The 14,395-nt window shown below is 33.1% G+C and carries 4 protein-coding genes; all 4 read left to right on the forward strand.

Features of this window, described 5'->3' with window-relative positions; all coding sequences use genetic code 11:
- The first annotated feature begins 724 nt into the window (after positions 1–724).
- The 4 genes from DN389_RS14950 (at position 725) to DN389_RS14965 (ending at position 14,370) form a co-directional block, all read left to right on the forward strand.
- The gene (locus DN389_RS14950; RefSeq protein ID WP_098190816.1) at positions 725–2,428 is read left to right on the forward strand and encodes a M4 family metallopeptidase; all 1,704 of its coding nucleotides are present in this window, start codon (positions 725–727) and stop codon (positions 2,426–2,428) included.
- 491 nt (positions 2,429–2,919) lie between these two features.
- A complete protein-coding gene (pulA, locus tag DN389_RS14955) occupies positions 2,920–5,478 on the forward strand; it encodes a type I pullulanase (RefSeq protein ID WP_303632399.1) in 2,559 nt (852 codons plus the stop codon).
- An 871-nt stretch (positions 5,479–6,349) separates the two neighbouring features.
- Positions 6,350–7,327, forward strand: coding sequence for a SagB/ThcOx family dehydrogenase (locus DN389_RS14960; protein WP_149237317.1), 978 nt, complete (start codon positions 6,350–6,352; stop codon positions 7,325–7,327).
- A gap of 32 nt (positions 7,328–7,359) precedes the next feature.
- Positions 7,360–14,370 (forward strand): non-ribosomal peptide synthetase, encoded by a 7,011-nt coding sequence (locus DN389_RS14965; RefSeq protein ID WP_149237318.1) that lies wholly within the window; start codon positions 7,360–7,362, stop codon positions 14,368–14,370.
- The last annotated feature ends 25 nt before the right edge of the window (positions 14,371–14,395 follow it).

Below are 14,395 nucleotides of genomic sequence, written 5' to 3' on the forward strand. Positions count from 1 at the left end.
TTATTTCTTACTATGCATATTTATAATATGCTTTAAAAGAACATACCTTGAGCTAATAACATGCAATAGATGTGTCCTTTACTATATTTAAATGGGAGACAAATTAAAGATATTTTTGACAAAATAAAAAAGCCTGAAACTCATATGAGACTTTAGCTATCTCATAATGTTACAATCCATGCAGCTATAGACATACATAACAACATTATATTAAAAAATCTAAATTGTAGATGCGCTGCCTCACTAAAGTATTTATATACTATATACATCATAAAACAAAACACGCACTTTCTTTTTCTTGTTTATCAAGGTCATTAGTATTCATTTGATCCATCTTTATCCTAAATCAACTTCATGTCCAAAATATAATTTTAAATAAGTAATATAAATTATAAGATGTCCTATAATAATTGTTATTTTAATAGCATTAAACCTACTCTTAAAATAGTAAAGAGTGGGTTTTTATGTTGTTATTTAGATGTAAAGGTACTTTGATTAGAATGAATATAGATAATTAACAACTAACCAATTGGATGAGCGCCTAAAAGAGCTCTTTTTTATTGAAATTAATAACATATATGTCGTTCTTTATTTATATCATCGACCACATATATGTAATTTTGCATAATGTTACATAAATTGTGTATTTTCTCTTTTTTTCGACATAAATAGACAGTATACTTTGTACAAGCTTTCTATTTCAAAAATTATACGAGGTGAAAAAATGAAAAACAAAAAGACATTAACTAAGGTAGCATTAACAACAGGCTTAGCTTTAACAGCTGTAGCACCATACGGAGTAGGTCATGCTGAGGAAACAGATCAACTACAAGTTCAAATTCAGGAAGAATCGTTCCGTTCGGGTGAACTTACACAACCGTCACAAAAGGCACCAGAGAATGTAGTAAAAGATGCTCTTAAGGAGAAAACAGAACAAGCTCTTTCTCCAAAGCAAGTCAATGGAGAAACAGGAGTAGATTATAAAGTTCTTCAAAAACGTGGTTCATATGATGGGACTACACTTGTACGTATACAGCAAACATACGAAGGAAAAGAAGTATATGGTCATCAATTAACTGCACACGTAGATAATAACGGTGTTATTAAAAGTGTTTCAGGCGATAGCGCACAAAATTTAAAACAAGAAGAATTGAAAAAACCTATCAATCTATCAAAAGATGAAGCAACACAATATATTTATACGAAGTACGGGAACGATATCAATTTTATTTCTGAGCCAGAAGTTCAAGAAGTTATTTTTGTTGATGAAAATAATGGACAAGCTAGCAATGCATACCAAGTTACATTTGAAGCTGCAACACCAAAATATGTTTCCGGAACTTATTTAGTAAATGCACAAAATGGTGATATGTTAAAAAATATGGTACAAGAATCTAACTTAAAAGCAAGTGAAAAACTAGTTGGAGCATTAAAGAAAAGTAAAAAAAGCAATCTTACATCATTAACTGGAACAGGAAAAGATGATTTAGGTATATCACGTACATTTGGTATCTCTAAACAAAGTAATGGCAAATATGCTCTTGCTGATTATACAAGAGGGCAAGGAATCGAAACATATGATGTGAATTATAGAGACATTACTAAAGAAGAAAGCTATTATCCTGGTACATTAGCAACTAGTACTTCGACAACATTTAACGATCCAAAAGCAGTAAGTGCTCATTACTTAGCAACAAAAGTATTTGATTTTTATAAAGATAAATACAAGCGTAATAGTTTTGATAATAAGGGACAAAAGGTAGTTTCAGTTGTACACGCTTGGGATTCTGGAGATACGAATGATCCGAAAAATTGGCAGAATGCATTAAGTGCGAATAATGGAAGTATGCTTGTATACGGAGATCCTATCGTCAAGGCATACGACGTAGCTGGCCATGAATTTACACATGCAGTTACTTCTAGCGAATCTAATCTTGAATATTACGGTGAATCTGGTGCGATTAATGAGGCGCTATCTGATATTATGGGAACATCTATTGAGAAATACGTAAATAATGGAAGCTTTAACTGGACGATGGGAGAACAAACTGGATCTGTTTTCCGTGATATGGAAAACCCGGCTTCTGTTCCATCTTCACTTGGAGTACCTTATCCAGATGATTACAGTGAATTTAACGATTTTAATGGATGGGATCAAGGTGGCGTTCATTTTAATTCAAGTATTATTAATAAAGTTGCGTATCTCATTGCAAAAGGTGGAACTCATAACGGTGTAACTGTTAAAGGGATTGGTGAAGATAAAATGTTTGATATCTTCTATTATGCAAATACAGATGAGTTAAACATGACTTCTAATTTCAAAGAATTGAGATCAGCATGTATTCGAGTGGCAACGAATAAATATGGAGCAAATACTGCTGAAGTTCAAGCAGTTCAAAATGCATTTGATGCAGCAAAAATTAAGTAAGTTAGAAATATAGTTTTCATTCATATATTATTACGTTATGAAAAGCAGCTACTGTCATTTTAAAGATAGTAGCTGTTTTTTTATACAGCAATGTATGATTGAAAATACACTTACTAAGCAATAATTAAGTTGTATATCTTTATGAAGTTACGACACATATATAAGGTTTAAAGTATATAAAAACAGAAAATTAATAATATATTGACCTCTTAATAGAAAGTGCTATAGAATGAAAGCGATAACAAACGATTGCTTTAAAATGATTTCCTTGATCTTTTAGTATTTACAAATATATGCAGACATAAATAAATCTATTTTTTTAAACATTAATGCAAACGTTTTCGTATTAAAAGATCATTGAAATACATATGTGAAAATAGCCAATATGGGGGTGAAGTAAAAGAGAGTTCTAGATTAATTTAAGTAGTGTAATTTAGTACGAGCATAATAAATTGTACGTACTATTTAAAGAAAGGGTGTATGTGGTGCAAATGATAAAAAGATTAATTAACAAATCAGTTTTATTACTTACTATAATCGTTATGTTATCATCTGTTTTCTCTTTTCAAAGTGTAAAAGCAGTTTCAAATTCGAAAACAACTGAAGTTATCATTCATTACAAAGAACAGTCTGGAAATACAAAGGATTGGAACCTTTGGTTATGGGGAGAAAATGCGAATGGTAAATCATATGAATTTACTGGTGAAGATGAATTTGGAAAGTACGCTAAAATTAATTTAGATGGTGACTATGATCGTGTAGGATTTATCATTCGTACAAATGATTGGGAAAAAGATGGTGGCGATCGTTGGATTGAAAATATAAAGGACGGTCGTGCTGAAGTATGGATTCTTTCTGGTGATGATAAAGTATATACTTCTAAGCCTTCTTCGGATCTATCAATTCAAAAAGCAACTATTGATAGTTTCAATGAAATTACTGTAACGACTAATGTGCCGTTTCATATTAAGGAACGGAAAATTGAAATTGAAGACATTAGAATTAAGGATATTAGTCCTTATGATAGAAACAGTGGGAATGTTACGAATAAGTTTAAAATAATTACGGAGCAGAAAATTGATTTAAAACAATCATACAAAGTTAAAATCGAAAACGTAGCTGATACGTATACCGAAATCGGTAAAGTCATTCGTAGTGCGGAGTTTGATCATTCATTTTATTATGGTGGTAACGATTTAGGTAATATATATACACCACAACATACAAAGTTCCGTGTATGGGCTCCTACTGCGAGTGAAGCGAAATTAGTTACATATAAAAAATGGAACGATAAAATAGGTACTGAAATAAACATGCAACAAAGTGAAAAAGGCACTTGGAAAGCAGAACTTACAGGGAACCAAAAAGGCCTCTTTTATACGTATAAGGTGAAAATTGGGGATAAGTGGACAGAAGCAGTTGATCCGTATGCGCGTGCTGCTTCTGTAAATGGGGATAAAGGTGCAGTTGTCGATTTAGAAGAAACAAATCCTAAAAAATGGAAAATGGATAAAAAGCCAAAATTTAAAAATCCGGAAGATGCAATTATTTATGAATTGCATGTACGTGATCTTTCTATTCAGCCCGAAAGTGGTATAAAACATAAAGGAAAATATTTAGGTGTAACTGAAAAAGGAACAAGAGGGCCTAAAGATGTGAAAACAGGACTTGATCATATGAAAGATCTTGGTGTTACGCACGTGCAGCTTTTACCGATATTTGATTATGCATCAGTAAATGAAGAGAATTTAAACGAACCACAATATAACTGGGGATATGACCCGAAAAACTTCAACGTTCCAGAGGGATCCTATTCTACAAATCCATATGAACCAACTGTTAGAATAACCGAATTAAAGCAAATGATTCAAACACTGCATGATAATAATCTTCGTGTTGTAATGGATGTAGTATATAACCATATGTATAACGCTGCGGAATCTAATTTTCATAAGTTAGTTCCAGGTTATTATTATCGTTACAATGAAGACGGAACATTTGCAAATGGAACCGGAGTAGGAAATGATACAGCTTCAGAACGGAAAATGATGAGGAAATTTATGGTTGACTCCGTCACATATTGGGCAAAAGAATACAATTTAGACGGATTCCGTTTTGATTTAATGGGTATTCATGATTATGAAACAATGAATGAAATACGTAAAGCTGTTAATCAAATTGACCCTTCTATTATACTGCATGGAGAAGGTTGGGATTTAAATACACCTCTTGCAGGTGAATTGAAAGCAAATCAAAAAAATGCAGAGAAAATGAAAGGGATTGCTCATTTTAACGATAATATACGAGATGGATTGAAAGGTAGTGTATTTGAGGAGAAAGAAAATGGCTTTGTAAATGGGAAGGAAAACATGGAAGACCGTATTAAAAAAGGGATTACAGCAGGCATTGACTACGATATAAATTCGTCTACTTATCAAGATCCTGAGCAGGTGCTAACTTATGTGGAAGCACATGATAATCATACATTATGGGACAAACTTGAGTTGACTAATCCAGGTGACAGTGAAGAAGTGCGAAAACAAATGCACAAATTGTCTTCTTCGATTTTATTAACATCACAAGGTATTCCATTCTTACATGCAGGACAAGAGTTTATGCGCACGAAATACGGTGATCATAACAGTTACAAATCTCCTGATTCAATTAACCAGATGGACTGGTTACGCCGTGCAGCATTTAATAATGAAGTAGATTATATGAAGGGTTTAATAGATTTACGGAAGAAGTACGCAGCTTTTCGAATGACATCTGCAGAACAAATAAAAAAACAGGTCTCTTTTATTGATGCTCCCAAAAATGTTGTGGCTTATTCAATAAAGGGAAATGGGAATAAAAACGAATACTTTATGGTGACTCACAATGCAAATAGAGAAGCGGTTGACATAACACTTCCATCGAAAGGTCCGTGGAAAGTACTAGTAGACGGAAAACAAGCAGGTAGTAAAACACTTTACGTTGTCCATGATAATAAAATTAAAGTTCCTGCATTAAGTTCACTAGTTTTAAAAACGGAGAAACCAATTAAATAAAAGCAAATAATGTGGAAGTATATATAGAATTGAATAATTTAAATACGGATTATAAATGCAAAAAGCGAAGTGAAGGTTATTTTCACTTCGCTTTTAAAGTTCATGTAATATAATTTCACATACTGTAATTATATTACAAATTAATAAAAGAGATAGGCAAGGAATCATTGCTATTATGATAGGAGGAGGCGAAGATACCTTGATGTTTATCAATAAAATGATCTAAAATACATTCTTAATTTATATAATTTTTATTACATATTCGAACACATAACGGGCTAGATGTTCGAGTTGTATTAATTTCTACAAATCGTTTAAAGATAAAAAAGGCTTAAAAAGTATATGGCATTAAAAAGAGAAAAGACACCATTTAAGGTGTCTTTTCTCTTTTTAAATACGATATGTTAGTAACTCACTTGTATGTAATAGTACGTTACATTTTTAAACTAACTTCAAAAGAAAAATTTTAAATTTTTTTCTTAATCTATATGTAATAAATATCACGAGAAAATTTTATGAATATAACAAATAAAACTTTCTCAATATTAATGTGTTTAATAACTATACCCATCTGCTTTCCAATCCATTACAATAATTTCACATTGCAAATGCGTCAATGTTCTTAACATTCTAAATGGTTTATACCTTATAGGATTACTATGGGAAAGGATGTGAAATATCTAATAAAAAAACACTTTTTATGATGAAATAAAAAAAATTAATGAAGAAAAAGTTATTTCATTATTTTCAAGTTTCGTTGAAGTGCATGTATTTATAATCACTATGAGACAAGGATCAGAATCTAAAAAATATTTTTTGTAGATTAGAAAATTGCATTTCAAAAATAAGTTAAAAGTTTATGGAGGGTTATATGAACGAGAAAATTTATTACTGGTCTCCTATAAAGCATTGGGAGAAGTTGCATAATGAAGTTTTGATAGGGGAAATGAGATTTACAGGCATTCTGTCTGAGTGGTTTCCTGAGTTTTATTTTATGGCTCAAAAAGGTGTGAAAATTAGTGAACTAGTAGAGCGCTTTTCTTTAGGAAATATAGAAGAGACACAAAAAACAATAGAGCTTATGATAAAAAATCGTGTGTTAGTAAGTAACATATTACACCCAAGAGAAGTATTTTCCACACAAGAAAAGATTTTTCCGAATCCATATAGCAACCAGATTCGCTTTTCTAAAGAAGAGTTAGATACGTATATGCGTGAACAATTTAATCGAACGCACGTTGCTGCGCGATCAACCGAAATTCAACTTGAAACAACAAATGAGCTACCCACTATAATCAAGGAGCGTAGGTCTTGTCGCCAATTTGATATGAAAAAACATATTAAATTTTTAGAATTTTCCTATTTCATATCAACTCTAAAACAGGTTAGGGAAGAAAAAATATACTATCATTACGCAAGTGCAGGCGGACTCTACCCTATTGATATCTTTGTTTATATAAAACCAAAACGTATAGAAGGTATAAAAGCTGGGTTTTATTATTATAACCCATCAAAAAATAGTCTTGTGATTGTAAACAACATTGATCAAGTAATCAAAAGTGATCATGAGTTAATTAACCAGGATTTATTTACTCAATCTGCTTTCTCAGTTTATTTGGTTTATAATGCGAACGCTTCCATCCCGAAATACGGTTCAGATGGATATTTATTTGCTTGTATTGAGTCAGGCATTATCACTGCTACCTTAAATATGGTTGCTGAGACATTAAATTTAGGCGTTTGTTCAGTTGGTCATATGAAATTTGAAGAGATTCAGCAATTTTTATGTTTGGATAACCATCAAGTATTTCTCCATGGGCTTGAAGTTGGCCTGAAAATTAACGAATAGAAGAAATGAATATTAGGGGGATAAAGATAAACATGCACATTAAAGATCGAAGTTCTATTCATGGAAATAAAGGGGTAGAAGCGTTTTGGAAGGAGCAATTATCTTCCGAGGTTCTTGATTTTTCTATATTTAATAGTGATTACCAACTAAATAAAGAAAATCCTTGTGAGCACGTTCAAATCATAATGAATGTAGAGTTGAGTAAAAGTATACAAAAAGAAAGTAAGTCTCAAGATTTATTATTATTTAGCTGGTTACAGGCCGCGTTAAGGATTTGTTTGGCACACTATACAGATCAAGAAAGAATTACTATTGGTATTCCTGTAATCGAAAAAAATCTTGAACAAAGCGAGAATCTTAATAAATTGATTCCTTTAGGAAGTGAAATCCATCCGCATCATAGCTTTAAACAAGTAGTGAATCAGATTGAAGAAACGACTTTATTCGGGTATGACAATCAGGGGTATCCACTCTCTGAATTATTAGTGGAACATCCTTTAACTCCTTTTCAAATTGTTATTGGGATGGAAGGGTTACATAATAAAAATTCGATAGAAGAATATGCAGAGAATAATTTAGTGGTTTGGATACAAAGAAAATGGAATGAAATACATAATGAATTTGAATTTCAAATTTCTTTCAAATCTCATTCGTTTTCTTCTTTGCAACAGTTTGCAAATTCGTATCTTTATATTTTAAAGCAAGTATTAAAAAATCCGAATTTGACAGTGAAAGATATTTGTATTATTGCAGAAGAAGAGAAAGAGTTGTTAGAAGGATGGAATAACAGTCAGACAAACATAGACTTGTTTCTAACATTTCAAGATTTGTTTGAAGAACAAGTGTTAAAAACCCCAGATCAAATCGCTGTTGTTTGTAATGATCAATATTTAACATATAAAGAATTGAATAGGAAAGCAAATCGATTGGCTTTTATTCTTCAAAGTAAAGGTGTATCCAAGGAAAGTATTATTGGGGTTATGGTAGACCGGTCATTAGAAATGATCATTGGCATGATGGGAATTTTTAAAGCAGGTGCAGCATATTTACCAATCGATCCTAACTATCCAAATGAACGAATTGAATATATGTTACAAGATAGTCAAGCAAAATGTTTATTGAGCAAGCGAACGAAAGTAGAGTTACCGCAATTTGCTGGTGAAGTGCTGTATCTTGATGAGGAACATCTCTTCCAAGGTGAAGAAAGTAATTTAATTCGGGAAGGCGATCCTAATGATTTGGCTTATGTCATTTACACATCAGGATCAACAGGAAATCCAAAAGGAGTAATGGTGGAACAGAAATCTCTTGTTCATTTTTTAAGTGCAATGAGAGAAAAAGTAAAAGATAATCAATCATTCTTGTTTCTTGCTAGTGTTTCTTTTGATATTTCCTTGTTAGAAATATGTCTTCCTTTAACACAAGGCTCGAAAGTAGTCATTGCTACAGAGGACCAGTTTGCAACAAAAGAATTGGCTCATTTGGTCAAAGTACATAAGGTGGATTTATGGGAATCAACGCCATCGCGAATGGAAGTGATTTTAAGTGATCCAGAAGGGGTAAATTTTCTGAAAGATTTAAAATCTATTTTGTTAGCAGGAGAAGCATTTTCCATTGATTTGGTTGAAAAAATTCGATGCATCAGTGAAGCGACAATTTTAAATATTTATGGTCCTACAGAAACAACCATTTGTGCAACAGTAAAGGATTTGAGCTCCGCCAAAGAAGTTACGATTGGAAGTCCCAATCCGAATTATCATTCCTATATATTGAATAAGTATGGTCAATTAAAACCATTTGGAATTCCGGGTGAACTCTGTATTGGTGGCGTGGCGGTAGCACGAGGGTATCTTGGGAAATCTAAACTGACAGATGAAAAATTTGTACCGAGTCCTTTTACTGCAGGAGAAATGATGTATCATACGGGGGATCTCGTTCGTTGGTTGCCTAATGGAGAACTTGAATATCTAGGTCGAATGGATCATCAAGTAAAAATTCGGGGATATCGGATTGAATTAAGAGAAATCGAAAGCCAGTTAAGGGAATATCCACAAATAAAGCAAGCTATCGTTGTTGATCAAGTATATGGAAATAGGAAATTATTAGCTGCGTACTATGTATCCGATAATAAGGTCTCTTTTGATGAAATCAGAAAATATTTAAGTGATAAATTACCTGAGTTTATGATTCCTGAAAAAATGATTCAGGTGGAAGAGATTCCGCTGAATCCAAATGGGAAAGTAGATAGGAAAAGATTATTAGATATAACACAAACGGATTATATATCAATTCCATACGTTGCACCGCGCAATGAAATTGAACAAGCATTGGTGCATGCATGGGAAAAAGTTATGGAGATTGAGGGAATCGGTATTCATGATAATTTTTTTGCTTTAAAAGGAGAATCGATTAAAGCACTTCAGGTAATTAATTTATTAAGAAAAGACTGCTTAAAAATAAGTACAACAGATTTTTTTAAGCATCCTACGATTGCTCAACTTAGTTCTTGTGTAGAGGTAGAGCATAAAGAGAAAAACTTTGAAAATAGACCAACTCATGTTAAAGATTTGTCTAAGTCATTTCCATTAACAGAGGTTCAGACAGCGTACATGTTAGGGAGGAATTCACAGTTTGAATTAAGTGGTATTTCACCTCAAACTTATTTTGAATATGAAACAAAATTGGATATCAATCGTCTTTCGAAAAGTTTTCAGAAGGTAATTCATCGTCATCCAATGTTGCGAGCTGTAATTTTACCAGAGGGAGAACAGCAAATATTACAAAGCGTTCCTGATTACGAGATTGAAATAGTTAGTCTCATAGATTTAGATGATAGGAATCAAAATGCTCGCTTACAAGAAGAACGTTCTCGAATGACTAACCATGTATTCCCTTTGGGGAAATGGCCTTTGTTTGAATTAAAAGCCTTTCTTTTAAAAGAAGACACGTATTTATTATGTTTTCGATACGATGCTTTATTAATGGACGGAGCAAGCATGAACATAGTTGGACAGGATTTGTTGCATTATTATTATAAACCAAATCAAAAATTAGAATCTCTATCTTTTGATTTTCAAGATTACATGTTTATCTATGATGAAATGGAACAAAGTGAAGAATATAAAACAGCAAAAGATTATTGGACAAGTAAGCTTCCTGACTTTCCATTTGCACCTTCTTTGCTGTTAAAAAAGGATCCGGCAGAGATTGCTACTCCTAAATTCCAATCACTTACTAAGATCCTGGACAATGAAAAGTGGACAAAGCTACGAAAGTTAGCACAAGAGAAAGAAGTAACTCCTTCCGCTCTGCTTTGTACAATATATGGTGATGTGTTGGCATATTGGAGTAATCAACGTAAATTTGCAATTAATTTGACTGTATTTAACCGTTATCCTGTTCATGAAGAAGTAGAACAAATTGTGGGAGATTTCACATCGCTTATTTTGTTGGATGTTGATGTAAAACCAGAGCAATCTTTCTTTACTAGAGTAAAAGAAACGCAATCTACTTTATTGGATGGCCTTGAACATCGTCATTACGATGGAGTTAACTTTATTCGAGATTTTACTCGATACCACCAAATGACGCCAAAAGCAGTTATGCCAATTGTTTTCACCTCGATGCTAGCAGGTGCGGGTGCGTTTGCTTGGGAACAGCTTGGTTCTCTTCGCCATATTCATGCTCGGACTCCACAAGTGTATTTGGATAATGTAGTAATTGAAAAAAATGGAGAGTTATTAATTAGCTGGAACTATGTTGAAGAGTTGTTTGATGTTGATGTAATAGAAGCAATGTTTTCCCAATTTGTTGACTTATTGGAACAATTAGTGAAACAAAGCGACGTAACATCTTTGCAGATGAAAGAATCGGATCAAACTTTGATTGAGCAATATAATAAAACAACTGAAAAAATACCTTTAACTACTCTGTATCAATTATTTACAGACCAAGTAAAACGTACACCGGATGAAGTAGCAGTGGTATTTGAGCAAGAATGGTTAACATACTCGGAACTTCATAAACGCTCCAATCAAATTGCGCATTTCTTAAAAGAGCAAGACATTGGTCTAGGTGACAAAGTGGGTCTTTTAGCAAAAAGACAAGTTGACACAATTGCTAATATGATAGGTATTTTAAAAGCAGGTGCCGCTTATGTTCCGATTGATCCCGATCATCCTTTAGATCGCCAAACATATATTTTAAAAAATAGCTCATGCAAACTTTTATTAGAACCTAGTCTTTATGAAGAAAAACATTTGTCATTATATACAACAGAAGATATGCCCGCTATTGCTGGTCCAGAAGATCTTGCCTATATCATATACACTTCAGGAAGTACAGGGAAACCAAAAGGAGTAATTATTACTCATCAAGCGGTTGCAAATACCATTCAAGACATTAATCAAAAATATCAGATAAATGAAGATGATCGTATTATTGGTATCTCTTCCATCTGTTTTGACCTATCTGTATACGATATTTTCGGAACGTTAAGCACAGGTGCAATGTTGGTAATGATTCGTGATCCAAGAAACATGCAAGAATTAATCCGTACCGTCGAGCGTAGAGGAATTACAATTTGGAATACAGTGCCTGCAATCATGGATTTGGCATTGGATCAAGTAGGTTCTCATTTTGAACAATCTTCTTTGCGTTTAGTTTTACATAGTGGAGACTGGATTCCACTTTCTTTGCCAGGAAAAATAAAACGGCATTTTCCAATTGCAGAAGTAGTTTCACTAGGAGGAGCAACAGAAGCATCGATTTGGTCAATTTATTATCCGGTCAAACAGGTGGAATCACATTGGAATAGTATTCCATATGGGATGCCTTTGGCGAATCAAACGTATTATGTGTTGAACTATGAAAAGAAAATGTGCCCTGTTGGTGTAATTGGGGATTTATATATCGGGGGAGTGGGCCTTGCTAAAGGATATTTAAATGACGAACAGAAAACGAATGACGCATTTGTATCACATCCTGATTTTGGTCTTTTATACAAGACAGGAGATTGTGGAAAAATGCATCCTGAGGGATATATTGAATTTTTAGGCCGCCAAGATTATCAAGTGAAAATTCAAGGATATCGAGTAGAGTTAGAAGAAATTGCCCATTGTCTTCTAACTTACAAACAAATCGAACATGCTGTTGTAATTGATCAAACAGATGAGAATGGAATAAAATTTTTAGTTGCATATGTGGTAAATGAGCAAAATATTAGTACAACAGAACTACGAAAGCATTTGCGAGATCACTTGCCGGATTACATGATTCCTTCTTATTTTGTTTATTTGGAACAATTACCCTTGACTCCAAACGGGAAATTAGATAGAAAAGCGCTCCCTACTCCAGAGAAACAAAAAAATGAAGTATTTATTGCTCCAAAAACTGAAATGGAAAAAATATTAACTAGTATTTGGCAAGAAGTACTCAAAATAGATCAAGTTGGAGTAAATGATCATTTCTTCGCCTTAGGTGGAGATTCGATAAAAGCGATTCAAGTGTCCGTCAGACTGTATCGACAAGGATTCGAGCTTGAACCAAAAAATCTATTTTCATTTCCTATATTAAGGGACATGGTTCAATTTGTTAAAAAGCTAGACCAGTTTTCAAGTTCACAAACAAATGATGTAAACATAATGAACGATAATAAAGCTACATTACTAAATGTTAAAGATAAACAACTTAATCAACATACACTTAACAAAATACAAGAAAAAATGCCGGATATAAAAATAGTACGTATTTACCCGTTAGCACCTTTCCAGGAAGTTATTTATGAGCATGCTACGAATGAACCTGATACAAATGCATATTTTGAACAAACAATTTGGGCACTTGAGGGGGAGCTGGATATTAAACTCTTTATTCAGTGTTTCCAACAATTAGTTGATCGTCATGATTCTTTAAGAACAATAATTGTGCAAGATGAACAAGCAAAACCTTGGCAAGCTGTTCTATATGATGTTCAAATAAATTCAGAAATAAAAAACTTGATTGAGATGACGAAACAAGAACAGCAACAATTCCTAGACCAGTGGATGAATGAAAATTTAAGTCGAGGATTTAAAAATGATGAACTCATGAACCGTCTCTGTATATTCCAACTAGGTAATAAGGAGCATAAGGTGGTTTGGAGTTCCCATCATCTGTTATGTGATGGTTGGAGCGTCAGCATTTTGATAGACGAATTATTCCAGCTCTATGAAACAACAAATGCGGGAACTACGGCGGGGTTACCTATGGTAAAACCATTTGAAACATTCATAGACTGGACTTTGGCACAAGATCATGAGAAAGCACGTCATTTTTGGAGGGATTATTTATCAGGATACAATCAGAAAATTAGTATTCCTAAAAAGAAAGTAATAACTCAAAGTGAAGGGTTAAACTTCACATTTATGGATTTAACATTAAATAAGGATTTGACTAGTCAGTTACAGGCATTTGTAACTAAAAACAATATAACTATGAATACGGCATTACTAGCTGTATGGGGAATATTGCTTGGCAAATACAATGGAACAAGAGAAATAGTATTACCTAATCTCGTATCAATCAGACCTCCCGAAGTAGAAGGAATTGAAAATATGTTTGGTCTGTTCACAAATGTTTTGCCTATCCGACTAGCATGGACAGAAACGCAAACTTTTGTAGATTTCCTGCAAAAAGTACAACTAGAAACATTGAAGTGTAATGAGTATGCATATTATTCATTTGTTGATATACAAAAGCAAAGTGAATTAAAAACCGAGTTGACTGACCATCTTTGGGTTTTTGAAAACTATCCAACTAACCAAGCTATCTTCTCTTCAAATGAAAACAGAAATTTTGCTATCACAGATTACGAAGTTGTTGATGAGCCGCATGTAAAGTATGGAATTATGTGCTTCCCTGAAGAGACACTTACAATAAAGTTTGGATATAATCAAACCGTATATGAAGCAGCGACAATACAAGAAATATTGAATCACATCCATCAGTTAATCAACATGATTCTTCAAAATCCAATACAGGCAATCGGTGAATACAAATTATAAAAAATAAAAAGGCGAGAAAGAACTC

The organism is Bacillus sp. AY3-1 (assembly GCF_008368785.1).
GTDB classification, from domain to species: Bacteria; Bacillota; Bacilli; order Bacillales; family Bacillaceae_G; genus Bacillus_A; species Bacillus_A wiedmannii.

Coding starts and splice junctions, on each gene's coding strand:
- DN389_RS14965 (WP_149237318.1), top strand. CDS start 7,360: ATGCACATTAAAGATCGAAGTTCTATTCATGGAAATAAAGGGGTAGAA.
- DN389_RS14960 (WP_149237317.1), top strand. CDS start 6,350: ATGAACGAGAAAATTTATTACTGGTCTCCTATAAAGCATTGGGAGAAG.
- DN389_RS14950 (WP_098190816.1), top strand. CDS start 725: ATGAAAAACAAAAAGACATTAACTAAGGTAGCATTAACAACAGGCTTA.
- pulA (WP_303632399.1), top strand. CDS start 2,920: ATGATAAAAAGATTAATTAACAAATCAGTTTTATTACTTACTATAATC.